Annotated in this window: 24 protein-coding genes; 8 read left to right on the top strand and 16 right to left on the bottom strand. The window is 72.1% G+C overall.

Features of this window, described 5'->3' with window-relative positions; all coding sequences use genetic code 11:
- The first annotated feature begins 225 nt into the window (after positions 1 to 225).
- Positions 226 to 1,395, top strand: coding sequence for a steroid 3-ketoacyl-CoA thiolase (locus tag OG917_RS10100; protein ID WP_328317231.1), 1,170 nt, complete (start codon positions 226 to 228; stop codon positions 1,393 to 1,395).
- Here OG917_RS10100 and OG917_RS10095 read toward each other — a convergent pair.
- The 8 genes from OG917_RS10095 to OG917_RS10060 form a co-directional block, all read right to left on the bottom strand.
- Positions 1,379 to 2,290: an ECF transporter S component gene (locus tag OG917_RS10095; protein ID WP_328321773.1), complete on the bottom strand. Its 912-nt coding sequence runs from the start codon at positions 2,288 to 2,290 to the stop codon at positions 1,379 to 1,381. The genes OG917_RS10100 and OG917_RS10095 overlap by 17 nt on opposite strands.
- Positions 2,254 to 3,855 (bottom strand): ABC transporter ATP-binding protein, encoded by a 1,602-nt coding sequence (locus tag OG917_RS10090; RefSeq protein WP_328317230.1) that lies wholly within the window; start codon positions 3,853 to 3,855, stop codon positions 2,254 to 2,256. Before OG917_RS10090 ends, OG917_RS10095 begins: the two co-directional genes overlap by 37 nt.
- Positions 3,856 to 5,031: an energy-coupling factor transporter transmembrane component T gene (locus tag OG917_RS10085; protein WP_328317229.1), complete on the bottom strand. Its 1,176-nt coding sequence runs from the start codon at positions 5,029 to 5,031 to the stop codon at positions 3,856 to 3,858.
- On the bottom strand, positions 5,028 to 5,756 hold the full coding sequence (locus tag OG917_RS10080; protein ID WP_328317228.1) for an SCO2322 family protein: 729 nt from the start codon (positions 5,754 to 5,756) through the stop codon (positions 5,028 to 5,030). Before OG917_RS10080 ends, OG917_RS10085 begins: the two co-directional genes overlap by 4 nt.
- Positions 5,756 to 6,955 (bottom strand): prenyltransferase/squalene oxidase repeat-containing protein, encoded by a 1,200-nt coding sequence (locus OG917_RS10075; RefSeq protein WP_328317227.1) that lies wholly within the window; start codon positions 6,953 to 6,955, stop codon positions 5,756 to 5,758. The genes OG917_RS10080 and OG917_RS10075 overlap by 1 nt, the downstream gene beginning before the upstream one ends.
- A gap of 408 nt (positions 6,956 to 7,363) precedes the next feature.
- A complete protein-coding gene (locus OG917_RS10070) occupies positions 7,364 to 8,548 on the bottom strand; it encodes a flotillin family protein (RefSeq protein WP_328317226.1) in 1,185 nt (394 codons plus the stop codon).
- 11 nt (positions 8,549 to 8,559) lie between these two features.
- Positions 8,560 to 8,820 (bottom strand): hypothetical protein, encoded by a 261-nt coding sequence (locus OG917_RS10065; protein WP_328317225.1) that lies wholly within the window; start codon positions 8,818 to 8,820, stop codon positions 8,560 to 8,562.
- A 193-nt stretch (positions 8,821 to 9,013) separates the two neighbouring features.
- Positions 9,014 to 10,087 (bottom strand): MBL fold metallo-hydrolase, encoded by a 1,074-nt coding sequence (locus tag OG917_RS10060; RefSeq protein WP_328317224.1) that lies wholly within the window; start codon positions 10,085 to 10,087, stop codon positions 9,014 to 9,016.
- A gap of 211 nt (positions 10,088 to 10,298) precedes the next feature.
- On the opposite strand from OG917_RS10060, the gene OG917_RS10055 reads away from it, so the two are divergent.
- Complete coding sequence (locus OG917_RS10055) at positions 10,299 to 11,774, top strand: aldehyde dehydrogenase (RefSeq protein WP_328317223.1); 1,476 nt, start codon at positions 10,299 to 10,301, stop codon at positions 11,772 to 11,774.
- On the top strand, positions 11,774 to 12,007 hold the full coding sequence (locus OG917_RS10050; RefSeq protein WP_328317222.1) for a ferredoxin: 234 nt from the start codon (positions 11,774 to 11,776) through the stop codon (positions 12,005 to 12,007). The genes OG917_RS10055 and OG917_RS10050 overlap by 1 nt, the downstream gene beginning before the upstream one ends.
- A gap of 37 nt (positions 12,008 to 12,044) precedes the next feature.
- Here the strand turns inward: OG917_RS10050 and OG917_RS10045 are convergent, their stop codons facing one another.
- The gene (locus tag OG917_RS10045) at positions 12,045 to 12,677 is read right to left on the bottom strand and encodes a TetR family transcriptional regulator (RefSeq protein ID WP_328317221.1); all 633 of its coding nucleotides are present in this window, start codon (positions 12,675 to 12,677) and stop codon (positions 12,045 to 12,047) included.
- A 209-nt stretch (positions 12,678 to 12,886) separates the two neighbouring features.
- Between OG917_RS10045 and OG917_RS10040 the strand changes: the two genes are divergently transcribed.
- Genes OG917_RS10040 through OG917_RS10030 form a run of 3 tightly spaced genes read left to right on the top strand, consistent with a single transcriptional unit; the run spans position 12,887 to position 16,070 of the window.
- Entirely contained in the window at positions 12,887 to 14,212 is a 1,326-nt protein-coding gene (locus OG917_RS10040; RefSeq protein WP_328317220.1) for a glycosyltransferase family 4 protein, read from the top strand.
- 50 nt (positions 14,213 to 14,262) lie between these two features.
- Positions 14,263 to 14,994, top strand: coding sequence for a class I SAM-dependent methyltransferase (locus OG917_RS10035; protein WP_328317219.1), 732 nt, complete (start codon positions 14,263 to 14,265; stop codon positions 14,992 to 14,994).
- Positions 14,991 to 16,070: a prenyltransferase gene (locus OG917_RS10030; RefSeq protein WP_328317218.1), complete on the top strand. Its 1,080-nt coding sequence runs from the start codon at positions 14,991 to 14,993 to the stop codon at positions 16,068 to 16,070. Before OG917_RS10035 ends, OG917_RS10030 begins: the two co-directional genes overlap by 4 nt.
- Before the next feature lie 52 nt (positions 16,071 to 16,122).
- Here the strand turns inward: OG917_RS10030 and OG917_RS10025 are convergent, their stop codons facing one another.
- Positions 16,123 to 16,413, bottom strand: coding sequence for a hypothetical protein (locus OG917_RS10025; RefSeq protein ID WP_328317217.1), 291 nt, complete (start codon positions 16,411 to 16,413; stop codon positions 16,123 to 16,125).
- 159 nt (positions 16,414 to 16,572) lie between these two features.
- On the opposite strand from OG917_RS10025, the gene OG917_RS10020 reads away from it, so the two are divergent.
- On the top strand, positions 16,573 to 17,127 hold the full coding sequence (locus tag OG917_RS10020; RefSeq protein WP_328317216.1) for a hypothetical protein: 555 nt from the start codon (positions 16,573 to 16,575) through the stop codon (positions 17,125 to 17,127).
- A gap of 111 nt (positions 17,128 to 17,238) precedes the next feature.
- Here OG917_RS10020 and OG917_RS10015 read toward each other — a convergent pair whose 3' ends face one another.
- Together OG917_RS10015 and OG917_RS10010 are read right to left on the bottom strand one after the other, a co-directional pair.
- Positions 17,239 to 19,848 (bottom strand): MFS transporter, encoded by a 2,610-nt coding sequence (locus tag OG917_RS10015; RefSeq protein WP_328317215.1) that lies wholly within the window; start codon positions 19,846 to 19,848, stop codon positions 17,239 to 17,241.
- The gene (locus OG917_RS10010; protein WP_328317214.1) at positions 19,845 to 20,402 is read right to left on the bottom strand and encodes a MarR family winged helix-turn-helix transcriptional regulator; all 558 of its coding nucleotides are present in this window, start codon (positions 20,400 to 20,402) and stop codon (positions 19,845 to 19,847) included. The genes OG917_RS10015 and OG917_RS10010 overlap by 4 nt, the downstream gene beginning before the upstream one ends.
- 128 nt (positions 20,403 to 20,530) lie before the next feature.
- Here OG917_RS10010 and OG917_RS10005 point away from each other — a divergent pair, with 128 nt between their 5' ends.
- Positions 20,531 to 21,307 carry a maleylpyruvate isomerase family mycothiol-dependent enzyme gene (locus OG917_RS10005; protein ID WP_328317213.1) on the top strand — a complete coding sequence of 259 codons (777 nt, stop codon included), beginning with the start codon at positions 20,531 to 20,533 and terminating at the stop codon, positions 21,305 to 21,307.
- A gap of 86 nt (positions 21,308 to 21,393) precedes the next feature.
- On the opposite strand, the gene OG917_RS10000 is transcribed toward OG917_RS10005, so the two are convergent.
- From OG917_RS10000 to OG917_RS09985, 4 genes are all read right to left on the bottom strand, one after another.
- The gene (locus tag OG917_RS10000) at positions 21,394 to 22,404 is read right to left on the bottom strand and encodes an LLM class F420-dependent oxidoreductase (protein WP_328317212.1); all 1,011 of its coding nucleotides are present in this window, start codon (positions 22,402 to 22,404) and stop codon (positions 21,394 to 21,396) included.
- A 126-nt stretch (positions 22,405 to 22,530) separates the two neighbouring features.
- Positions 22,531 to 23,373 (bottom strand): DUF5336 domain-containing protein, encoded by an 843-nt coding sequence (locus OG917_RS09995; protein ID WP_328317211.1) that lies wholly within the window; start codon positions 23,371 to 23,373, stop codon positions 22,531 to 22,533.
- Between the two features lie 111 nt (positions 23,374 to 23,484).
- Complete coding sequence (locus OG917_RS09990; protein WP_443058933.1) at positions 23,485 to 24,435, bottom strand: N-acetylmuramoyl-L-alanine amidase; 951 nt, start codon at positions 24,433 to 24,435, stop codon at positions 23,485 to 23,487.
- A 64-nt stretch (positions 24,436 to 24,499) separates the two neighbouring features.
- Positions 24,500 to 25,141, bottom strand: coding sequence for a class I SAM-dependent methyltransferase (locus OG917_RS09985; protein ID WP_328317210.1), 642 nt, complete (start codon positions 25,139 to 25,141; stop codon positions 24,500 to 24,502).
- Positions 25,142 to 25,247: the final 106 nt, after the last annotated feature.

Genomic DNA, 25,247 nt, shown 5'->3' with positions numbered 1-25,247 from the left:
ACGGCCCATCAGATAGCCGAAAGATAGTAACGAGTTCTACAAGGAGCAAGGGTCCCGGACGGAGTTGTTGCGCGCCATGGGGCCGCGGGCCGCCGCAAGACCGGTGCACGGGCCTTGCGTACCGGGGGTAGCACTCATAAGACTGCACGGAGAACTAGAACGCGTATCAGTTCTTCCGCGCGGGCGCCGGGACGCCCCAGCGGACGTGGAGGAGAGGACGAGCTCATGGCCGCGGAACCCGTCATCGTCGAAGCCGTACGTACCCCCATCGGCAGGCGCGGAGGCGCCCTCGCCAATCTCCATCCCGCCTATCTGCTGGGCGAGACCTACCGGGAACTCCTGGGCCGCACCGCCATCCACGCCGACTGCGTCGAGCAGATCGTCGGCGGTACGGTCACCCATGCGGGCGAGCAGTCCATGAATCCGGCACGCAACGCCTGGCTGGCGATGGGGCTGCCGTACGAGACGGCGGCGACCACCGTCGACTGTCAGTGCGGGTCCTCGCAGCAGGCCGGCCACATGGTGGCCAACATGATCGCGGGCGGTGTCATGGACGTCGGCATCAGCTGCGGTGTGGAAGCGATGTCGCGGGTGCCGCTGGGCAGCGGCTCCAAGCACGGACCCGGCAAGCCCTTCCCCGACGAGTGGAACGTCGACCTGCCGAACCAGTTCGAGGCAGCCGAGCGGATCGCCCGCCACCGGGGGCTGACCCGGGAGAACGTCGACACGCTGGGTCTCCTCTCGCAGGAGCGGGCGGCCGCTGCCTGGGCCGAGGAGCGCTTCAAACGGGAGACGTTCGCCGTCCAGGTCCCCACGACCGAGGACGAACAGGCAGCGGGCCAGGGCATGTGGCGCCTGGTCGACCGTGACGAGGGGCTGCGCGACACCACCATGGAGGGGCTCGCCGGGCTCAAGCCGGTGATGCCGCTCGCCGTGCACACCGCGGGCAACTCCTCGCAGATATCCGACGGTGCCTGCGCGATCATGTGGGCGTCCAAGCGCATGGCGCGGGCGCTCAAGCTGAGGCCGCGGGCGCGGATCGTCGCCCAGGCGCTGGTCGGCTCGGACCCGCACTTCCATCTGGACGGGCCGGTCGACGCGACCCGCGCGGTACTCGGCAAGGCGGGGATGTCGCTCAAGGACATCGACCTCGTGGAGATCAATGAGGCGTTCGCCTCGGTGGTGCTGAGCTGGGCCCAGGTCTTCGAGCAGGACCTGGAGAAGGTCAACGTGAACGGCGGAGCGATCGCGCTGGGACACCCGGTGGGGGCGACGGGCGCCCGTCTCATCACCACCGCGCTGCATGAGCTGGAGCGCAGGGACAAGGAGTTCGCGCTGATCACGATGTGTGCGGGCGGTGCGCTGGCCACCGGCACGATCATTCAGCGGCTGTAGCGGACCCCGCGGCAGGGCCGGACCGTTCCGGCCCTGTCCCGGAGGCGGCCTGAACGCCGGGAACAGCCGCCGCGCCGAAGGCGGCCTCCGCGTCGAAGGCGGCCCGCCGGGTCGCCCGGCGCAGCGCCTTCAGCACGGCCGGGCCGACCACCAGGGTCAGGACGACGGTGACGGCCGCCCGTCCCAGGTCCCAGCCGAGCGAGGTGGCCGCGCAGTACGCGAAGAAGCGGGTCAGGTTCGCCCCGACCGCGTCACCGGGATGGAAGGAGACCCCGGAGGACAGCCCGCCGATATAGGTCCAGCCCTGCAGGTTCATGATCGTGCCGTACGCGAAGGCCGCCGCGCACCCGTAGGCCGCGAGCATCAGCAACTCCGCCCGCCCGCGCAGCCGCCGGGCGCCCGGCAGCAGCCCAGCGCCCATCGTGAACCAGCCCATCGCCAGCATCTGGAACGGCATCCACGGCCCGACCCCGCCGGTCAGCAGCGCGGAGGCGAACATCGTGACCGAGCCCAGCACGAAGCCGAATCCGGGACCGAGCACCCGCCCGCTCAGCACCATCAGGAAGAACATCGGCTCAAGGCCCGCCGTGCCCGCGCCGAGCGGGCGCAGCGCGGCGCCGACCGCCGCCAGCACCCCCAGCATCGCCACCGCCTTCGCGTCGAGACCGGCGTCGGCGATGGTCGCCACCACCACGGCCACCAGCAGCGGAAGCAGCGCGGCGAACAGCCACGGGGCGTCCTGCGAGTGCGCGAGCCCGGACGCGGAGTCGGCGAGCAGCGGCCAGCCGAAGGCGAACACCCCGATCACCGTGATCAGGACGAGCGCGGCGACCGAACGGGGGCCGAGCCCGATGGCTCTCACAGCGCCTCCCGGACCTGGGCCACTGTCAGCCAGTCCTGCGGCGCGAGGATCTTCGAGACCTGCGGTGCGAAGGACGGCGACGACACCACGACCTCCGGCGTCGGCCCGTCCGCGACGATCTCGCCGTCGGCCAGGATGACGACCCGGTGGGCGAGTTCGGCGGCCAGTTCCACGTCATGGGTGGCCAGCACGATGGCATGGCCGTCCCGGGCCAGCGCGCGCAGCACCCCGACGAGCCGGCTCTTCGCCGCGTAGTCCAGACCGCGCGTCGGTTCGTCGAGCAGCAGCAGCGGGGGGCGGCCGGTCAGCACGACGGCCAGCGCCAGCGCGAGCCGCTGCCCTTCGGAGAGATCACGGGGATGGGTGGAGTCCGCCACACCGGGGAGCAGCTCGGAGACGAGCTCCCGGCAGCTGCCGGGAGCCGCGCCCGCGTCGGAGTCGGCCGCCGCGCACTCGGCTGCGACCGTGTCCGCGTACAGCAGATCGCGCGGTTCCTGCGGTACGAGCCCCACCCGGCGGATCATCTCGCGCGGAGAGGTCCGGTGCGGGGTCATGCCGCCGACGCGCACCGAACCGGACGACGGCTCGTGCATTCCGACGAGCGTGCCGAGCAGGGTGGACTTCCCCGCTCCGTTGCGGCCCATCAGGGCGATTGTCTCGCCGGGCCGCACCGAGAGGGAGACCTCCCGCAGCGCCTCGACCCGGCCGCGCCGCAGGCCGAGCCGCTCGGCGGTGGCGACCGGTTCTGCGGGTGGGGGAGCGGGCGGGTCCGTGCGGGTGCGGCCGGTCAGCCGCTCGCGCAGCCCGGCCGCCCGGCGCCTGGCGTCCCGCACGGAGAGCGGCAGCGGCTCCCAGCCCGCCAGCCTGCCCAGCGCCACGACCGGCGGGAACACCGGGGACACCGCCATCACATCCGCCGGCGGGCCGAGGACCGGGGCCTCGCCGGGGCCGGGCAGCAGGATCACCTGGTCCGCGTACTGCACCACCCGCTCCAGCCGGTGCTCGGCCATCAGCACGGTCGTGCCGAGGTCGTGCACCAGCCGCTGGAGAACGGCCAGCACCTCCTCGGCGGCCGCGGGGTCCAGCGCGGACGTCGGTTCGTCGAGCACCAGCACCCTGGGGTGCGGGGTGAGGACGGAACCGATCGCGACCCGCTGCTGCTGACCGCCGGAGAGCGCGGCGATCGGGCGGTCGCGCAGCTCGGTGAGGCCCAGCAGGTCGAGGGTCTCCTCCACCCGCCTGCGCATCACGTCCGGGGCGACGCCCAGCGACTCCATGCCGTAGGCCAGCTCGTCCTCGACGGTGTCCGTCACGAAATGGGCGAGCGGATCCTGGCCCACCGTCCCCACCAGGTCGGCGAGTTCGCGGGGTTTGTGGGTGCGGGTGTCCCGCCCGCCGACGGTGACCCGGCCGCGCAGCACCCCGCCCGTGAAGTGCGGCACCAGACCGGACACCGCACCGAGCAGCGTCGACTTGCCGGCGCCCGACGGCCCGACGAGCAGCACCAGTTCGCCCTCGGACACGGTCAGATCGACCCCGCGGACCGCGGGTTCCGCGGCATCGGCGTAGGTGACCGACACCTGCTCGAACCGGATCACTTACACCCTCTCCTTCGGTACGGGGGACTTCGGCGCCGGACCCCCGGGCACGGAGGCCTTCGGTCCGGGGCCCTTCGGTCCGGGGCCCTTCGGTACGGGGGCCACGAAGGCGGGAAGCAGCCCGATCAGCACGCCGGCCGCCGGCCACAGGGGCAGCCCCGGCGCGACCAGCGGGACCACACCGGGATGCAGCGCCGCCGTGTCCTGCCCGCCCGCCCGGATCATCAGCGCGGCCACGGCGACCCCCGATCCCGCGACCAGCCAGGCGCGCGGACCCCAGCGGTCGGGCCGGTAGCGCGTCCGCACGGAGCGGCGGCCGCCCAGCCTGAGCCCGGCGAGAGCGGCCAGCAGCCCCGCGCCGAGCACCGGCAGACCGTACGAGGCCCCCTCGGCGGCCAGCAGACCGTACGTCCCCGCACAGACCCCGAGCAGCCCGCCGAGAGTCAGCGCGGTCGTGGTGTGCCGGACCGCACGGGGCACCCGCGCGGTCCGGCCGTAGCCGCGCGCGTCCATCGAGGCCGCGACGGCGACCGACCGTTCCAGCGCGCCCTCCAGGACCGGCAGCCCGATCTGCAGGACCGCCTTCACACCACCCGTGGGACGGCCGCGCAGCCGTCGCGCGGTCCGCAGCCGGACCACATCGGCGACCATGTTGGGCGCGAAGGTCATCGCGACGACAACGGCCACACCGACCTCGTAGAGGGCGCCCGGCAGGGACTTGAGGAGCCTGGCCGGATTGGCGAGCGCGTTGGCAGCGCCCACACAGATCAGCAGCGTGGCCAGCTTGGCGCCGTCGTACAGCGCGAAGACCAGCTGCTCCGCCGTCACCCGGCCGCCGATCCGCACCCCCTGCGCCCAGTGCGGCAGGGGGAGTTCAGGCAGGGTGAACAGCGGGTGCGAGCCGGGTACCGGGGAGCCGAGCACGACGGAGAACACCAGCCGGATACCGATGACGAAGAGCCCGAGCCGCACGAAGGTGCCGTACGAGCGGGCCCAGGGCGCGTCCGTGCGCCGGGCCGCCACCACATAGCCCGCCACGCCGACCAGCAGGCCGAGCAGCAGCGGATTGGTCGTGCGGGACGCGGCGGTGGCGAGCCCGAGGGCCCACAGCCACCAGGCCCCCGCGTGGAGCGTGTTGCTGCGGCCGGCGGCGGGGGCGCGGAGCGACACCGTCATCCGCTGTTGCGCCTGCGACGGGCCTGCCACGCACCGGCCGCGCCGAGCACGACCACAGCGGCGATCCCGCCGACGAGCCCGGCGGAGGGCCCGCCGCCGTCGCCGCTGTCGCCCTGCGCCGTGCCGCCGGTCCGCTTCTCGTTTCCGCGCGGGTGGTTCCCCGACACCTGCTCGCCGCAGCCGGTCCGCGGGTAGTCCGCGATCGAGCAGAGCAGCGCGGCACTGTTGTAGCGCAGCGGCTTGGCGACGGCGGCGAGTGCCTCCGCGCTGGTCGCGTCATCGCGGACCCGCGCGCACGCGGTGCGCTCGGCGGGCGGCTTCTCGCCGTCCGGTGCGTCGGCCGCACTGCCGAAGTCGATGACCAGCGCGATCCGCTTGGAGCCGTCCCCGGCCGGTGTCTTCGCGCAGATGCCGTCGAAGGTGACGGCGCCGCTCCGTGCCGGAACGCGCGGTTTGCTCGCGTCCTGGGAGTCCGCGCTGACGGCGAACCGGAAACCCTGCACGTCCCCGTCGGACGGACGGGCCGTCGACGGGCCCTGGGTGGCGTACTGCCAGCCACTGCCCGCGCGGTCCCAGAACGACCAGTACCGGTACCCGGCGGCGTGCGCGGGCGCCGCCCCGAACGTGGTGAGTGCGCTGAGCGCGGCGCCCAGGGCGACGGCCAGGGCGATCAGCCGGACCGGACCCGTCCTTGCCCGGTGCGCGGGGAGTATCGGGCGGCGCATCAGGCCTGCCGCTTCCTGCCGCGCATGCTGAGCAGGAAACCGATCCCGATCCCGGCCACCAGGCCGACACCGACGATCCACCAGACGCTGATGCCCGAGCTGTCACTGTCCTTCTTCGCGTCGGCGGTCTTCGCCGATGCGGCGGGGGCCGGGCCGGTCGCGTTGAGCTGCCCGACCAGGTCCGCGCCACCGAAGTCGTGCGGGTCGACGCCGTTCGCACGGGCCGCGAAGATCAGCTGGGCGTACGCGGCGGGGCCGCTCTGCGCGGCCCAGCCCGCAGTGTGCTGTTCCAGCCACGCGAGTGGCTGCCTGGCCTGCGCGGTGAGGCCGTCGGCGCCGAGTGCGGTCACCGCGTCAGCGGTGTTCCCGTAGTCCGGCTGGTCCTCGGCGCCCGGCATCGCCGACTTCAGATAGGCCTTCCCCGCGGTCGCCCCGGCGAGGTAGGTGGCCCCGTTGTGCGCGGCCTGGGCGGGCGTCGAGGCGTTCAGGCAGCCCGTACCGCCGACGTCCTTGCCGCCGGGGCGCGGCGCCAGTCCGGCGCCCAGCGTGCCCAGCACGGCGGCGCCCGTCGCGTCGGCGTTCGCGTACAGCTTCCCGGACTTCTTGTCGGGCTGGTACGCGAAGCCCCCGCCGCCCTCCTTCGCGTCGCACGGGATCGAGAGCGCCACCAGCGCCCTCTTGGCCTTCGCCGTCGGCTCCCCGGCCGCGGCGAGCGCGCCGATCACAACCGATGTGGAGTTCGCGTCGCTCGTGCCCCCCGGGTTGTAGCTCCAGCCGCCGTCCTTGCCCGCCACCGACTTCAGCCAGCCGGCGCCCTTGTGCACGGCGGCGTCGTGCCCGCCGAGCGCGGCCAGCGCCTGCACGGCGGACGCGGTGGCGTTGGTGTCGAGGAGGTCCTTCTCGCCGCACGGCTTGGTCACGTCGGCGCGGAAGGAGGTGAAACCGCCGCCGGCGCACTGCTGACCGGTCAGCCAGTCGACGGCCTTCGTGGCGGGGCGCACCCCGGTGGCGTCCTGGGCGATCAGCGCGAGGGACTGCCGCCAGACCCCGTCGTACTGGGGGTCCTTCTTCCCGTACAGCCCGGAGGGGAGCACCGGGGACGCCGAGGGCGACGGGGAGTCGGCCAGGGCCGCCGGGGCAGCGGCCGCGCAGAGTACGGCGGATGCGGCGAGCGCTATGGCGCTGCGGCGAAGGGTCATGGCGGGCTGGGCCTCTCCTGCGGGGAAGCCGGGACACGGGCCCACTCAGGCACCGGGGCTCCGGCTCCGTGTACCTCGACGGTGCCGGCCACCGGAGGCTTCCGGTGGCGCGAGCCGGTCACGTCCGTACGGGGCGGTCCGGCTCACCACCGGGAAGGGCGGCTGACGACGGGGGGCACCCCAGGTCGAGCGGTGCCGGGAACCGGGAAGGGCCCGGCGCCGGAATTGCACCGGCTTCCCCCTGTGCGGGCGTGATGACGACCTTCCTACTGTACCGGCCGCCCCGGGAGCGGTCCGGGGGTGGCCGGGCACCGTCGTACCCCGGGACGACGAAGGACGGCGGCGCACCGCTGGATCCGGTGCGCCGCCGTCCTCCACTGCCGTGCACGGCCCCGGGGCCGTGCGGTCCTACTTGATGTCGATCGGCCCGTTGTCCCCGTGGTCGTTGCCGGACTTCCCGCCGAGATAGCGCTGGATCTCCGCGCCCCGGCCGCTCTGGTGGGCGTCGTCGTCCTGCGCGCCCAGGTTCTTCCGTACCGAGTCGAGGATCGTCAGGCCCTGGCCGACCAGCCCGGCGGCGATCTCGCCCAGGCCGTCCGCCCCGTTGAGCACGTTCACATTGGCGCCCGCGAGGCCGGACGCGGCCTCCTTGACGATCTGCGGGAGCTGGTCGATCAGCATCCGGTCGAGCGCCACCCGGTCGTACGAGGCGGCGGCCGCGGCCTGGATCTTCATCCGCTCGGCCTCGGCGACGGCCAGCACCCTGATGCGCTCCGCGTCGGCCTCGGCCGGCTTCACGATCTCGGCGACGAGCTGCTGCTGGCGCAACTGGGCCGCCCGCTCGGCCAGTTCGGTCTGGGCCAGGAGCACCTCCTGCTGTGCGTGCGCCTGGGCGAGCGGGCCGGCCTGGGCGGCCTCCGCCTGCGCCCTGTCCACCTCCGCCGAGTACTGCGCCTGCACGACGGCGGTCTGCCGCGCGTACTCGGCCTGGTTACGGGTGGCTTCCTGCTGCGCCTCGACGGAGGCCTGGGTGGCCTGCGCCTGGGCGATCTGTGCCTGCCGCTGGATGGCCGCGGTGTGCGGGGCGGACATCGCGGAGATGTAGCCCGTCTCGCCGTCGTCGATCGACTGGATCTGGAGCGAGTCCACGATGAGGCCGATCTTGGCCATCTCCGTCTTGGAGGTCTCCAGCACCTCGGTGGCGAGCTTCTGCCGCTCGGTGACGATCTCCTCGACGGTCATCGAGCCGATGATCGAACGCAGGTGACCGGAGAAGATCCGGCCGGTCAGCACCGACATCTGGTCCTGGTCGGAGAGGAAGCGCTGGCCGGCGTTGACGATGCTCTCGGTGTCGTTGCCGACCTTGAAGGCGATGACGGCCCGCACGGTCAGAACGATGCCCTGCCGGGTCACGCAGGTCTCGGCGACCTCGGCCTCGCACATCGCGAGTGTCAGGAAGCGGGTCTTGCGGAAGACCGGAAGCACGAACTTGCCGTGGCCGGTCACGACCCTGAAGGGCGCACCGCCCAGACCCCGCCTGCCTCCCGAGATGAGCATGGCCTCGTCCGGCGCTGGAACGCGATAACCCAACATCCTTGGTCTCCTTAGTCGGTGTCGCCGGGGTCGAGGGTCAGCGCATCCAGCGGATCCACGGGATCGGCCCACTCGATGACGTCGACCTGGCGAGTACCACGGGATTCGATCACGAGCACTGTCGCCCCGTACGACAAGGGCTCTTCGGACCAGGCGAGAAAGGCTTCCCAGCCTCCCCTGACCCGGACCAGAACCTCACCGGGGCCGGCGGGTCCGCGCGTGGCCAGGACCAGCTTCCCCGTGCAGCCGATCACAGCCTCGTCCGGCGCCATCGGCGGCCGCCCCCCTCGTGATATGCGGTACTGAATGCATGACCCTAACGCTACTCCGACCAGCGGACTATCCGGCGCTGCTTCCGAGTTCGGCTGCCGGCGGTGAGCGGGTGACGAGTGCGGCGGCGGACGGTTCCGGGGCGGCGGCCCGCCGTCCCGTACCGGTGCCGCCGGGGAGGGGAGACGTTGCCGGTCATACCGCCACATAGGTCACGGGATCGCTCCCCGGGAGGGCTTCCGCGCGCCCCAGTTTCACCAGCCGCCGCAGATGGGCCTCGGCCTCCGAGACCGCGATGGAGCGTGAACCGTGCGGAATCTGCTCCCAGGGGCGGTTCCACTCCATCCGCTCCGCGATCTGCCAGGGGGTGAGCGGCCGGGCCAGCAGGGTCAGCAGGCCGCGGAGCCGGTCCTCGTGGTGGGCGAGCAACTCCCTTACCCGGGCGGCTGCGCCGGTGAAGGCGTACTGGTGGGCGGGGAGCACCTCGGCGGGGGCGAGCCGGCCGATCCGCTCCAGGGAGTCCAGGTAGTCGCCCAGCGGATCACCCCGGTCCTGCGGGGCCGGGAGGAAGGGCGGGTCGGTGGCCGTGGTGTCGTCCGGGTCCTCGTAGAGCCCGATGTGCGGGGTGATGCCCGGCAGCAGATGGTCGCCGGAGAAGAGCCGTCCGCTGCCGGGCAGGTTCGCCGGGTGCTCCTCGTCCAGGTGGAGGCAGACGTGGCCGGGGGTGTGTCCTGGCGTCCAGACGGCGCGGAGTCTGCGGCCGGGCAGCGGGAGCAGGTCGCCGGGGACGATCTCACGGTCGGGGACGGCGGCCCGCAGGCCGGGGAGCGACCGGGCCCGGCCGGACGCCCGGGCCCGGCGCAGCGGTGCGAGGTGCTCGTCGGGCGCCCCTGAGGCGGCGAGTTTCCGGGTGAGGTAGTCCAGCCAGACCGCCGGTTCGGCGTCCCGGGTGCGCTTGACGATCTCGGTGTCCGCCGCGTGCATCGCGAGCCAGGCGCCGGATGCCTCGCGCACCTGTCCGGAGAGCCCGTGGTGGTCGGGGTGGTGGTGGGTGATGAGGACGCCGTGGATGTCCGTGACGGCCAGCGAGAGCGCTGCGAGGCCCGCGGTCAGCGCGTCCCAGGAGGCGGGGTCGTCCCAGCCGGTGTCGATGAGCACCGGGCCGCGGTCCGTCGCGACGACGTGGACCAGGGTGTGGCCGAGGGGGTTGTCGGGGATCGGTACCTCGATGGACCAGACGCCTCCGCCGTGCTCGGTCACCTGCGCCATGGTGTCCTCAACTCTCCTCCGGGGTAAGGCCTTTGCTCGCGGGCCCACTATAACTAGAACCGGTTCCAATGGCCCGCGGGCCGGGCGGTCCCCCGTCCCGCCCGCCCGGGTCCGGCCGGACCCGGGGTCCTCCGGGGGTTCCGGTTGGGAAGTGGAACTGGTATCAGTTTCTGATACAGCGTCAGAAAGCGTCCCCCGGAGGCAGTCAGTCATGACCGAGCTTGTGGAACACGGACAGCTCTTCATCGGCGGGGAGTGGGCGGAGCCCCTCGGCACCGGCGTCATCGAAGTCGTCTCGCCCCACACCGAGCAGGTCATCGGGCGCGTGCCGCACGCCTCCGAGGCCGATGTGGACCGCGCCGTCGCCGTGGCGCGGCAGGCGTTCGACGAAGGGCCCTGGCCCCGGATGTCACTGGACGAGCGCATCGAGGTGATCACCCGGATCAAGGACGCGTTCGCCGTGCGGTACGAGGAGATCGCCCGCCTCATCAGCGCGCAGAACGGCACCCCGTACACGTCGAGCGTCATGGTGCAGGCGCTCGCCGCGATGATGGTGTGGGACGCGGCGATCACGACCGCGCGCGCCTTCCCGTACGAGGAGCGGCGCGACGGCGCCCTCGGCAAGCTGCTGGTACGGCGCGAGCCGGTCGGGGTGGTGGCCGCGGTGGTCCCGTGGAACGTCCCGCAGTTCACCGCGGCGGCCAAGCTCGCCCCCGCGCTGCTCGCGGGCTGCCCCGCGATCCTCAAGGTCTCGCCGGAGACCCCGCTGGACGCCTATGTGCTCGCCGGCATCGTCAGCGAGGCCGGACTCCCGGAGGGGGTCCTCTCGATCCTGCCGGCCGACCGCGAGGTGAGCGAGTACCTCGTCGGACACCCCGGCGTCGACAAGGTGTCCTTCACCGGGTCGGTCGCCGCGGGAAAGCGGGTGATGGAGGTCGCCGCGCGCAATCTGACCCGGGTGACCCTGGAACTGGGCGGGAAGTCGGCGGCGATCATCCTGCCCGACGCGGACCTGGGGGCGGCGGTCGCGGGCATCGTGCCGTTCGCCTGGATGATCAACGGGCAGGCGTGTGTGGCCCAGACCCGGATCCTGGTCCCCCGCAGCAGGTACGACGAGATCGCCGAGGCGTTCGCAGCCGCCGCGGGCGCGCTGAAGGTCGGTGACCCGCTGGACCCGGCGACCGAGGTCGGTCCGCTGGTGGCGCGCCGCCAGCAGCAGCGGTCCCTGGACTACATCCGCATCGGCCAGGAGGAGGGTGCCAAGATCCTCACCGGCGGCGGCCGCCCCGCGTCTCAGGGAAGCGGCTGGTACGTCGAGCCGACGCTCTTCGGGGACGTCGCCAACTCGATGCGGATCGCCCGTGAGGAGATCTTCGGCCCGGTCATCTGCCTGCTGCCCTACGGGGACGAGGAGGAGGCGGTGAGGATCGCCAACGACTCCGACTACGGGCTCAGCGGGAGCGTGTGGACGGCGGACGTCGAGCACGGCATCGAGATCGCCCGGCGGGTCAGGACGGGTACCTACAGCGTGAACACCTTCAGCCTGGACATGCTCGGCCCCTTCGGCGGCTACAAGAACTCCGGCGTGGGGCGGGAGTTCGGTCCCGAGGGGTACGGGGAGTACTTCGAGCACAAGATGATCCACCTCCCCGCCGGGTACGAACCGGCGGCGGGCGAGGCGCGGTGATGGGGGACCGCTGGCATGTGGAGGTCGACAGGTCGGTCTGTATCGGGTCCGGGATGTGTGTGAACCACGCCCCCGACGGGTTCACGCTCGACGCGGCGCGCCAGTCCCACCCGCGCGCGCCGGGGACCGACGCCAACGAGAAGGTGCTGGCCGCGGCCGAGGGCTGTCCGGTGGAGGCGATCACGATCACGCTGCTGGAGAGCGGCGAGCCGGTCTTCCCGCCCGACGAGTAGCGGCCGGTCCCCGTGGGGCCGTGCCTGTGCGGGGTCCTTACGGTGCCGGGACCCGGCCGGGACCGCCGCTCTCCGGGCCGGTCAGGTCGATCAGCCGGCAGACGGTCTCGATGTCGATCTTCACCTGGGCGATCGAGGCCCTCCCGGACAGCCAGGTGATCAGCGCGGAGTGCCAGGTGTGCTCGATGACCCGGACCGCCGACAGCTGCTCGGGAGTGGGGTGTTCCAGCCCCATCGCGTCCAGGATGATCGCCGTCGTCAGCCGGGAGACGGTGTCCACCTCGGGGCTGACGCTCCGGTCGGCGAAGGTCAGCGCCCGCACCATCGCGTCCGCCAGATGCGGCTCGCGCTGGAGCGCGCGGAAGGCGCCCATCAGTGTCGACGCGACGCGCTCGGCGGGGGTGTCGCCCGCCGGGGGCCGCTTGCGGAGGGCGGCGTGCAGATGCTGGAGCTGGTCCTGCATGGTGGCGACCAGCAGATGGATCTTGGAAGGGAAGTACCGGTAGAGCGTGCCGAGCGCCACCGACGAGTCCTCGGCGACCTCACGCATCTGCACCGCGTCGAAGCCCCCGCGGCCGGCCAGCTGGGCGCTCGCGTGCAGGATCCGGCGGCGGCGCGCCTCCTGCCGCTCCGTCAGGGGTGGCGACCCCGGCTTGGCTTCCACAGTCATCTGTCCCATCCGATCCCGCCGTGGCGCGAATCACCTGATCCGGCTGTTACGACGGTGCTACCTGCCGGTAGATTCGAAGCTCATTGAACGATCAAGTCTGGCCATGTTCCTCCGGGGCCGTCCCCCGGGCCCCAGGCTTGCGAGAACTTGTTCTAGATTAGCGTGAGCGACTACGCTCCGCCGGGACTGCTGCGAGAAGGGGGCCGAGTGTGACCGCTGAGGCCGTAGAAGCGGACCCCCTTGCCGGAGGCTCCGCCACCGGTGCCCGGGGCCCGCTGCGTATCGCGCTCCTCACCTACAAGGGCAACCCCTACTGCGGGGGCCAGGGCGTCTACGCCCGGCACCTCTCACGGGAGCTGGCCAGGCTCGGGCACACCGTCGAGGTGATCGGTGCCCAGCCCTTCCCGGTGCTCGACGAGGGCGTCCCGCTCACCGAGCTGCCCAGCCTCGACCTGTACCGCAGCCCGGACCCCTTCCGTACCCCCGGGCGCGACGAGTACCGCGACTGGATCGACGCCGTCGAGGTGGGCACCATGTGGACCGGCGGTTTCCCCGAGCCGCTGACCTTCTCGCTGCGCGCCCGGCGTCATCTCCTCGCCAGGCGCGGCGAGTTCGACGTCATCCACGACAACCAGACGCTCGGCTACGGGCTGCTCGGCGACCTCGGGGCGCCGCTGGTCACCACCGTCCACCACCCCATCACCGTCGACCGGCGGCTCGACCTCGCGGCAGCGGACGGCTGGCGCCGCCGCGCCTCCGTACGCCGCTGGTACGGCTTCACGCGGATGCAGAAGCGGGTCGCCCGCAGGCTGCCGTCCGTCCTCACCGTCTCCGGCTCGTCGCAGCAGGAGATCATCGAGGACCTCGGGGTGCGCCGGGACCGGATCCACGTCGTGCACATCGGCGCCGACACCGAACTCTGGTCGCCCGACCCCGCCGTGACCGAGGTGCCCGGCCGGATCGTCACGACGTCCAGCGCCGACGTACCGCTCAAGGGCCTGGTCCATCTCGTCGAGGCCCTCGCCAAGCTGCGCACCGAGCACCCGGCCGCCCACCTCGTCGTCGTCGGCAGACGCGCCGAGGACGGGCCCGTCGCGCAGGCCATCGAGCGGTACGGCCTCGACGGCGCGGTCCGCTTCGTCAAGGGCATCAGCGACGAGGAGCTTGTCGATCTCGTACGCGGTGCGCAGATCGCCTGTGTGCCCTCGCTCTACGAAGGCTTCTCACTGCCCGCCGCCGAGGCGATGGCCACCGGCACCCCGCTGGTCGCGACGACCGGCGGCGCCATCCCCGAGGTCACGGGCGCCGACGGCGAGACCTGTCTGGCGGTGCCGCCAGGCGACGCGGGCGCGCTGGCCGGAGCCCTGTCCCGGCTGCTCGCCGACCCCGTGCTCCGTACCCGCCTCGGCGCCGCGGGGCGGGAGCGCGTGCTGGCCCGCTTCACCTGGAAGCAGGCCGCCATCGGCACCGCCGAGCGCTACCACGAAGCCATCGCGGCCCACCGCGCCGGCGCCCGGACGACCGCGCCCGCGTAGGCCGTCCTGTCGTACCCCTCCCATCCTCCAGCGAAGAAGGCAGACCCCCCGTGCTGACCGTGGACTTCTCCCGCTTCCCGCTCGCCCCGGGCGACCGTGTGCTCGATCTCGGCTGCGGTGCGGGCAGGCATGCCTTCGAGTGCTACCGCCGCGGCGCGCAGGTGGTGGCACTCGACCAGAACGGCGACGAGATCCGCGAGGTCGCCAAGTGGTTCGCCGCCATGAAGGAGGAGGGCGAGGCCCCCGCCGGTGCCACGGCCACCGCCATGGAGGGTGACGCGCTCAACCTGCCGTTCCCCGACGCCTCCTTCGACGTCGTGATCATCTCCGAGGTCATGGAGCACATCCCGGACGACAAGGGAGTGCTCGCCGAGATGGTGCGGGTGCTGAAGCCCGGCGGCCGGATCGCGATCACCGTGCCCCGGTACGGGCCCGAGAAGATCTGCTGGGCGCTCTCCGACGCCTACCACGAGGTCGAGGGCGGTCACATCCGCATCTACAAGGCGGACGAGCTGCTCGGCAAGATCCGCGAGGCCGGGCTGCGCCCGTACGGCAGCCACCACGCGCACGCGCTGCACGCGCCGTACTGGTGGCTGAAGTGCGCGTTCGGCGTCGACAACGACAAGGCGCTGCCGGTACGCGCCTACCACCAGCTGCTGGTCTGGGACATCATGAAGAAGCCGCTCGCCACCCGGCTCGCCGAGCGCGCCCTCAACCCGGTCGTCGGCAAGAGCTTCGTGGCGTACGCGACCAAGCCCCACACACCGAGGGTGGGCGCGTGACCTCACCGGGCCGTACGGAACACCTGGTCCTGCCCGGAGTCCTCACCGCCGAGCAGGCCGCCCGGACGGTCGCCGGGATCCTCGCCGTCCAGCGTGAGGACGGCGCGATCCCGTGGTTCCGCGGGCACCACCTCGACCCCTGGGACCACACCGAGGCAGCCATGGCGCTGGACGCCGCGGGGGAGCACGAGGCAGCCGGGCGCGCGTACGCCTGGCTCGCCCGGCACCAGAACGACGACGGCTCCTGGTACGCCGCCTACCAGGACGGCGACGCGGCCCGGGTCACCGACCGGGGCCGGGAGACCAACTTCTGCGCGTACGTGGCCGTTGGCGTCTGGCACCACTATCTGGCCACCGGCGACGACACCTTCGCCGACCGGATGTGGCCCGTCGTGTACGGAGCGGTCGAGTTCGTGCTCCGGCTCCAGCAGCCGGGTGGCGAGATCGGCTGGAAGCGGGAGCCCGCCGAGGACGGCGGGGCGGTGGTGGAAGACGCGCTGCTGACCGGTTCCTCGTCCGTCTACCAGGCCCTGCGCTGCGCGCTCGCGCTCGCCGAGCAGCGCGAAGAGCCGCAGCCGGACTGGGAGTTGGCCACCGGGGCGCTGGGACACGCGATCCGCAGCCACCCCGAGCGCTTCCTGGACAAGAGCCGCTACTCGATGGACTGGTACTACCCGGTGCTCGGCGGCGCGGTCGGCGGAGCGGCTGCGAAGCAGCGGATCGACGCGGAGTGGGACCGCTTCGTCGTACCGGACCTCGGGGTGCGCTGTGTGCTGCCCAACAACTGGGTGACCGGCGGCGAGAGCTGCGAACTCGCCCTGACGCTCTGGGTGATGGGGGAGTCGGACCGGGCGCTGGAGATCCTCCAGTCGATCCGGCACCTGCGTGCGGACGACGGCATGTACTGGACGGGGTACGTGTTCGACGACCGGGCGCTGTGGCCACTGGAGCGCACCAGCTGGACGGCGGGGTCGCTGCTGCTCGCGGTGGCCGCGCTCGGGGGGGACGAGGCGACCACCGCGGTCTTCGGGGCGGAGCGGCTGCCTGCCGGGCTGGAACCGGACTGCTGCCGCTGACGGTGTGAACCGGGGCCGGCGCCGCCGGTCCCGGCGGGGGGCCGGTACCGGCTCAGTGCCGGCGTACCCGGCCCGCGATGAGGTGGCCGATGAAGAGGTACACGACCGCCGCGAGGCCGTAGCCGGCGACGACGCGGGCCCACGCCTCGTCGAAGGTGAACAGGTCACGGGACCACCCGGCCAGCCAGTCGGCCGTGTGATGGACGAAGGTCACCAGGTCGTTGGCCCGGTTCGCGTCCAGCAGATACATCAGGATCCACAGGCCCAGGATGAAGGCCATGACATCGGCGATCACCATGATGACGTTCGCCGCCGGACTGCTTCCGTTCGAATATCTGGACATGGCCGAACGTGTTTCCGCTTGTGCGTGCGTGAAACCCCTGCCTCGAAAACCCGTACGGACCACCCCGGCTCGCGGTGCGCGCGCAGCCGGGTGACGCTGCGGCAGTACGCAGGTCGCGCGCTGTGCGCGCCCTCCGCTCCCGGTCTCCGGAGGTCCACCGTGGTCGCCACAGCCCCGCTCCGCCGCACCGCCGTCGCCGTGGTCCTGTCCGGTGCTCTGCTGGCCGGATCCACCGCCTGCGGCAGCGACAGCGGCCACCGCACGACGTCGTCCGCGTCCGCGCCGGCGGCACCGACGGCCTCGGCCGACAAGCAGAAGCTGGCCAAGACCCGCTTCGTCGCCAACGCGGGGCTCGCGGCCGGTGCGACCTACCAGTGGATCGTGAAGCCGTACAAGAAGGGGAAGTTCAAGAAGGGCGCGAACGGCAGGACCTTCACGCTGATCAAGGCGGGCCTGGCCGGCACCTTCGCGTACAACAGGCTCAAGGCCGCGCTGAAGAACGCCAAGGGCGACCCGCTGCTGTCCAGGGCCGTCGCGCCGCTCACGGCCGGTGTCGCCTCGCTGAAGAGCCTGCCGGGCAAGCTGCGCAAGGGGGACGGCGGCGCGGCGGGCAGCTTCGACAGCGTGCTCGGCTCGGTGAAGGACGCGGGGAAGAGCGCGGGCGTCGACGTCAAGAACAAGGTGCCGTCCGCAGGGCAGCTGTCGGGCGGCTGATCCGGCCCGGCAGCCGGCGGACCCGGCGGCGGGCGGGACCCGGTGCCCCGGAAAACGACGTCGCGCGCCGGCCCTGTGAAGGGCCGGCGCGCGACGCCGGAACGGGAACCGTCAGGAGACCGGCTCGTGACCGAGGTCGATGTCGAAGCCGGCCCGGTTGGCGCCGTTGATCCGCAGCGGTGTGGCGACCGGTGCGTAGCCACTGGCGATCACGGTGTACTCACCCTCGTGGAGGTCGGCGAACCCGTAGGAGCCGTCCGTACCGGTGGTGACCGTACCGATCACGTTGCCGGCCATGTCGACCAGCGTGACGTGGGCCTCCTGCAGCGGCAGGCCGCCGGGGGTGCGCACGGTGCCGCTGACCCGGGCGCCGGGCGAGAGCGCCACCTCGTACCAGTTCGAGCCACCGCCGGCGACCTCGACCGGCAGGGCGGCCGGGCGGTAACCCTCCGCGCTGACCGCCAGGGTGTAGTTCCCCGGGACGAGTTCGCGCAGTTCGAAGCCGCCGTCGGCGCCGGACGGGCCGGAGGCGACGACCTCGCCGCTGTGGTCGGTCGCCACCACGAGCGCGCCGGGCAGGGCCGCGCCGCCCACCGCGTTGCGGACCACACCCGAGAGTGCCGAAGCGCCGCTGAGCAGCAGGTCGAAGGCGAGTGGCTCGGCTCCCACCGCCACGGTGGCAGCCTGCGGCTGACGGGCGCCGGCGGAACCGATCAGGATGTACGTTCCGCTGCCCGGCGTGCCGAGGGAGTAGTGCCCGTCGTCACCGCTCGTCGTGCGGCCCAGCTGGCGGCCACCGACGTCGATGAGGGTGACCACGGCCTGCGGTACCGCGCTGCCCTCGCTGTCGCGGACCTGGCCGTACACGGCAGGTCCCGGAAGGCCGGGCCCTGCGTCCACGGGAAGCGCGTCGAGGGGGGCGGTGCCGGCCCGGCGGTGGTGGCCGTGGCCTTCCTCGGCGACCCCGGCGGCTGCCACCGGCAGGGCGGCGGCGGGCACCGGTGTGGCCTCGGCACCCTCACCGGCCTTGCCCGCGTTCGCGGCGTCCTCCGCCGCGCGTGCCTCAAGACCTGAGACCTGGCGCAGCGGCACCTCCTTGATGAACAGCACCAGCAGGAAGGCCAGCACGATGACGCCCGCACCCAGCAGGAAGACCACGTGCATCGAGTCGGCGAAGCCCTGCTTGAACGGGGTCGCCAGGCGCGGGTCCAGCTTCTGGATGAACGAGGAGTCGCTCAGGACGCTCGGACCGCCACCCGCACCCGGGTTCTTCAGCATGTCGATCACCGGCTTGTTGGCCGGGTTCGACAGGACGGCCGGGTCGTGCAGCGCGGCCTGGAACTGCGGGGTGTGCGCGGCGGTCCTGAACGCCGAGGAGATCTTGTCGCCGACGTTGCTGAACAGCACCGACAGGAAGATCGCGGTACCGGCGGTGGCGCCCATCTGCCGGAAGAAGGTGGACGACGCGGTCGCCACACCCATGTCCTTCGGCGGGACCGCGTTCTGTACGGCGAGCACCAGCGTCTGCATGCAGCAGCCGAGGCCGAGGCCGAAGACCAGCATGTAGATCATGGTCTGCCACAGCGGGGTGTCCCACTGCACGCGGAAGTGGAAGAGCAGCATCGCCGCGACCATCAGCACGGTGCCGATGATCGGGAAGATCTTGTAGCGCCCGGTCTTCGATGTGACCTGGCCTGCCGCGATCGAGCTGATGATCATGCCCAGCATCAGCGGCAGCATTTCCAGGCCGGACTTGGTCGGGCTGGCACCCTTCACGATCTGGAGGTACTGCGGGATCATCAGCATCCCGCCGAACATGCCCATACCGATGAGCACGGCCAGCACGCTGGTCTTGCTGAACGTCCCGTTGCGGAACAGCCGCATCGGGATCAGTGCGTCGTCCCCCATCCAGCGTTCGACGAAGACCCAGGCGATGATGCCGACGCCACCGATCGCGTAACAGGCGATCGACCGCGTCGCGCCCCAGCCCCAGTCCCGGCCCTGCTCGGCGACGAGCAGCAGCGGCACCACACCGACGGCGATGGTGACCGCACCCCACCAGTCGATCCGGTGGTCGCGGCGGACATGGGGGATGTTCAGCACCTTCGCGACGACGAACAGCGCGATGATGCCGATCGGCACGTTCACCAGGAAGACCCAGCGCCAGCCGGTGATGCCCAGGATGGTGTCCTGACCGGCGAGGAAGCCGCCGATCAGCGGGCCCGCCACGCTGGACGTGGCGAAGGTGGCGAGCATGTAGCCCTGATAGCGCGCCCGTTCGCGCGGCGGCACGATGTCACCGATGATCGCCAGCGCGAGCGACATCAGACCACCGGCGCCGATGCCCTGGAAGGCACGGAAGGCGGCCAGCTCGTTCATCGAGGTGGAGAAGGTGCACATCGCCGAACCGACGATGAAGATCGTGATAGCGGCCAGGAAGTACGGCTTGCGCCCATGGAGGTCGGACAGCTTGCCGTACAGCGGCGTGGTGATCGTCGAGGTGATCAGATAGGCGGTGGTCGCCCAGGCCTGCGCGCTGAGCCCGTGCAGGTCGTCCGCGATCGTGCGGATCGATGTGCTGACGATCGTCTGGTCCAGAGCGGCCAGGAACATGCCCAGCATCAGGCCGCTCAGGATGGTCAGGATCTGCCGGTGACTGAGCCCGCCCGGCGTGGGTATCGCCTTCGCCTCCACGGCGGGCGGAGATGTGGTGCTACTCATTCGTGTCTTTCTCCCTGCTGCGCAGCACTGTCCGAATTACCTCCGGTCCCCAGCTGCATGTGTTGATGTCTCACCAAGTCATCGGTCAAGCGGGCCAGCAGACGCATCAGCTGGTAGCGGTCCTCACCGGACCAGGCCTCCAGGAACGTGGCGAGCTGGGCGTCCCGCTGACTGCGGTACTCCTCGAACCGCAGACGCCCTGCCCCGGTCGCCGACAGCAGCGAACCCCGGCGGTCCTCCGGATCGGGATGGCGCTCCACCAGGCCGCGTTCCACCAGGGAACGGACCTGCCGGCTGACCGTCGACAGATCGAGAAACGCATCCGCCGCCAGATCGGTCGCCCGCCGCGGGCCGTCGTTCACCAGCCGTGCGAGCAATACCCGGTCGGCGGCGCCCGCCTCGGTCCTGGCGCGTTGTTTCCAGGCTGCGATCAGCCGGGTCATCCGGACGAGCTCCGCGCCCAGTACGGACGCCGTCTCCTCGGCGCTTGCCGTGCCCTCGATCGCGACCGGCCGTGCCGCTCGCGTACTGCTGTCGGCCGTACCTTTGATCATCGCATTCCATATAATTGCTTGTACCTAGCAAGTTATCGTAATGCATGCCTGAGGTAACTGTCTCCGGGGCGCCCCCTTCGCTCATCCGTTCCCCCCGGGACACCCCGCCCGGTCACTGGGGTGGTGCCATGACCTCACTGGGACACGACCACTACTGCGGCGAACTGCTGCTGCAGACCGCCCTGTTCAGGGAGACGCTCGTCGGTGCCGACCTGGCGGCGACGGTACCGACCTGCCCGGAGTGGAGCCTCGGGGAGCTGGTCCGCCACGTGGGACGCGCGCACCGCTGGGCCGGGGCCATCGTACGTACGAGGGCCACCGAGGCGGTCCCGCCCGCACAGGTGCCGGACAGCGCGGGCCCGGCCGACGGTGACCCGGCGGCCCTGGACGCCTGGCTGGCGGCGGGTGCCCAGCGGCTCGCCGCGACGCTGCGGGCTTCCGGCCCCGACGCCGGTGTCTGGTCATGGGCGGCCGATCAGCGCGCCGGGTTCTGGGCCCGCCGGATGGTCCACGAGACGGTGATCCACCGGGCGGACGCGGCCCTGACCGCAGGCGTGCCGTTCGAGGTGGCGGCGGAGACCGCCGCCGACGCGGTGGACGAGTGGCTGGAGATCCTGGCCTTCGCCCAGGCGTCCGGCGACAAGGACGTGGCGGAGCTCCGGGGCGCCGGCCGGTCGGTCCATCTGCACGCCACGGACGCGGACGCCGCCGAGTGGCTGATCGAGTTCGGTGACGACGGGTTCACCTGGCGCCGGGGGCACGAGAAGGCGACGGTGGCGCTGCGGGGCCCGCTGACCGATGTGCTCCAGGTCTTCTACCGGCGGCTGCCCGCGGGAAGCGCCCGGGTGGAGGTGCTGGGGGACCGGGCGCTGCTGGACTTCTGGCTGGAGCGCGCGTCGTTCTGAGGGGTGCGCGCCGGGGTGCGGCGGTTCCGAGGGGGCCCGCACCCGGCACCGGAGCCCTGCCGGGGACGCCGCGGGGCGGGCGCGGGTCAGGTGTTCAGCTCGGCCAGCGCCCGGAGCGTCGTCCGGTCCGGAGCCGTCACCAGCAGGTCCGTCACCGGGCCCGCGCGCCACAGCTCCAGCCGCTCCGCGATCCGCTGCCGCGGCCCGACGAGGGAGATCTCGTCGGCGAACGCGTCCGGAACCGCCAGCACCGCCTCCTCCCTGCGGCCTGCCAGGAACAGCTCCTGGATCCGCCGGGCCTCGGCCCCGAACCCCATCCGCGCCATTAGGTCCGCGTGGAAGTTGCGGGCCGCGTGGCCCATACCGCCGATGTAGAAGCCGAGCATCGCCTTCACGGGGATGAGGCCCTCGGCCACGCTGTCGCAGACGTGCGCGCGGACCATCGGCGCGATCATGAAGTTCCCGGGGAGGCCGGTGAGCGATGCCTCGTAGACGTCGGAGCGGGTCGGGGACCAGTACAGCGGGAGCCAGCCGTCCGCGATACGGGTGGTCTGGGCGATGTTCTTCGGGCCCTCCGCCCCGAGCAGTACGGGGAGCCCGGCCCGCAGCGGATGGGTGATCGGGCGGAGCGGCTTGCCGGTGCCGGTGCCGTCGGCGCCCCGGTACGGATGGGCGTGGAAGCGGCCGTCCAGCTCGACGGGGGCCTCCCGCGCGAGGACCTGGCGGATCACGTCGACGTACTCACGCGTAGCGGTGAGCGGGCTGCTGGGGAAGGGGCGCCCGTACCAGCCCTCCACCACCTGGGGGCCCGAAAGCCCCAGCCCCAGCATCATCCGGCCGCCGGAGAGGTGGTCCAGGGTGAGCGCGTGCATCGCGGTGGCGGTGGGGGTGCGTGCCGCCATCTGTGCGATGGCCGTCCCCAGCCCGATACGGGAGGTGTGCGCCGCGATCCAGGTCAGCGGGGTGAAAGCATCCGAGCCCCAGGCCTCGGAGGTCCAGACCGACGTGTAGCCGAGGCGTTCGGCCTCCTGCGCCAGTTCGAGGTGGCCCGGGGCGGGGCCGCGGCCCCAGTAGCCGAGAGCGAGTCCTAGGCGCATCGTGAAAGCCTCCCGGTCGCACCACAACTGACGAGTCGTCAGGCGACTGTAGGGGCAACGGCCCCCGCCCGGAAGGGGCGGGGGCCGTGAAGTGCCGTACCGGGCCGGGCGGAAGGCCCGCCGGGGCTAGCCGCGCTGGATGCCCGTGGTGTCCTGGAGCACACCGCGCCGGCCGTCCTGGGTCTGTGCGATCAGACCGGGGCCGCGCTGCTCGACGGCCAGGTACCAGGTGCCCGGCGCGAGTTCGGCGATGGGCGTGGGGGAGCCGTCCTCCGGGTACAGCGGACGGGCCACCGGAACCGCGAACCAGAACGGCGCGAACTCCCCGCCGGAGGTACCTGCGGCGGGCTGCTGGGCCTCCTGCGGCCGGCTCGGCTGCCCGGCCTGGCCGTCGAAGGCGGCGGGCTGCGGCTGGCCCTGCTGCGGCTGGGCGCCGTACGGGGACTGGCCCTGTGCGGCCGGGTATCCGTACCCCTGGCCCGGAGCGCCCGCCGCCTGCACGCCGTACACGGACGGCGTCGCGGCCGGACGCGGGGCGCTCAGCAGCGGGGCCTTGAGCGCCGGCACGATCGGACCGGCGACAGCCCCGCCCGCGAGCACCAGCGCCGCGATGAACCCGAGGATCAGACCGGCACCCCGGTTCGACGCGTCGATCAGGGTCCAGAACGCCGTCCACGCCGCGAAGATGGTGAACGCGACACCGAACTGGGCCATGTCCAGCCCGGCGACCTTGCGCGGCTGCGGCAGGGCGCGGGCCACGGTGATCAGGGCCGCCCCGATGACGCCGGCCAGGTAGATGCCCATCAGCGTGCCCAGTGAGTCCCACGCGCTGGGGTTGTCCAGGTTGGCGCAGTACGAACCGCTGCACTGCCTGCCGTAAGAGGTGAGATCGAGGAACGAGGCGATGAACAGCACCACCGCTGCTCCGATCACCACGCCGTCGCCTCGTGTGAGGGAGCGGATGTTCACGTAAGAATCCTTAGTAGGTCGGCTCGTCGGGGCGGCGTGGAGCTCGGGGGCGGCTCCCCATCGTAGGGGTGAATCTATCGTCTGCCCCGGCGGGTCGTGTGTCGGGTCTCGTCACTCCGCGTGGAGAAAACTGCTGATGCCGTCCGCGATCCCCTGTGCTGCCTTCTGGCGCCAGCTTTCGCTTGTGAGCAGAGCGGCGTCCTTGGGATCACGCATATTGCCGCATTCGATGAACACTTTGGGCACGGTTGAGAGATTGAGCCCGCCGAGGTCGCTCCGGGTGTCCAAGCCGGTGCCGCCGCCGACGTAGTTGGAAGGTGCGGTTCCGGTGTCCCGGACGAACCGCCCGGCGATCCGGGTCCCGAGGTCGCGCGAAGGGGCCACGATGGGCGCGGTATTGGCCGTTCCCGCCTTCACCAGGGCGGGGAGGATCACATGGAAGCCGCGGTTGCCCGCGGCCGAGCCGTCGGCGTGCACGGAGACGGCCGCGTCGGCTTCCGCCTTGTTTCCGGCGGCGGCCCGTTCGGTGACGCAGGGGCCGAAGCCGCGGTCACCGTCCTGGGTCAGCCTGACCGTCGCACCCTGCTTTTCGAGCAGGGCGCGCATCCGGTGCGAGACGTCGAGGGTGAACCGGGCCTCGGCATAACCGCTATTGGTGGAAGTGCCGGTGGTGTCGCACTCTGTTGTGCCGTTACCGATGTTCACCCGGCGGTTGATTTCGCTGGGGTGGTGGTAATTGTTCGGATTGTGCCCCGGGTCGATCACGATGATCTTTCCTGCGAGCGGCCGGCCCCCGGCGGGCGCACCGTTGCCCGGCTTGTCGTCGCCGGTCGCCGTGTGCGAGGGCCTCGCCGCTCCGCCCGGGGTCCGTGCGGCACTCTCCTGCGGCCGGCCGGACGCCGGTGCTCCGGCCGCCGTCCCGTCGTCCGGGCCGCCCGCGGAGTGCCAGATGAACCATCCGGCCAGACAGGCGGGCAGCAGGACGGCGACCGTGATCACCGCGGGGGAGCTGCGCAGGCGGCGTGAGAGGGAGGGGCGGTTTTCGTCATCGTCGTACAGCACGGCGCGAGCTTAGACCCACCGGTACAGGGGCTGCGGTGTCGCGTACACCCTGGGGCCGGGGCGCTCAGACGCCGGTGCCCGTGCGCCGCAGGACGCGGAGCGATCCGGTCACGGAGATCTCTGTGAAGGCGCCGGACGCGAGGGCCCTGAGGTATATGCGGTACGGGGCCTGGCCGCCGTCGGCCGGGTCGGGGAAGACGTCGTGGATGAGCAGCAGGCCGCCGTCCGCGAGATGCGGGGCCCAGCCCTCGTAGTCGCCGGTCGCGTGCTCGTCGGTGTGGCCGCCGTCGATGAACACCAGCCCCAGCGGTCCGCCCCAGGCCTTCGCGACCTGCGGGGACCGGCCCACCATCGCGATCACATGGTCTTCGAGACCGGCCTTGTGCAGGGTGCGGCGGAAGGTGGGGAGGGTGTCCATGAGGCCCACCTCGGGGTCCACGACGGAGGGGTCGTGGTACTCCCAGCCGGGCTGCTGCTCCTCGCTGCCGCGGTGGTGGTCGACGGTGACCGCCGGGACTCCGGCCGCGCGCGCCGCGTCCGCGAGGAGCAGCGTCGAGCGGCCGCAGTAGGTGCCGACCTCCAGGAGCGGGAGGCCGAGCCCGGCGGCGGTGACGGCCGCCTCGTACAGCGCGAGCCCTTCGTGCCGGGGCATGAATCCCTTGGCGGCCTCGAAAGCTGCCAGGGTCGCTGGCGTGGGGGCGGCCATGGGGTCCTCCAGTACGGGTGCGGGCGCGGCGGGGCTGGATCATGCTAATGCGGGGGCCCGGGGGCTTCGCGCGGGCCCCCGGGGCCCGTGAGGACCGAACGGGCGG

The sequence above is a fragment of the Streptomyces sp. NBC_00388 genome, from assembly GCF_036061255.1.
Taxonomy (GTDB): Bacteria; Actinomycetota; Actinomycetes; order Streptomycetales; family Streptomycetaceae; genus Streptomyces.
This window is presented reverse-complemented; position numbering and strand designations above follow the sequence as displayed.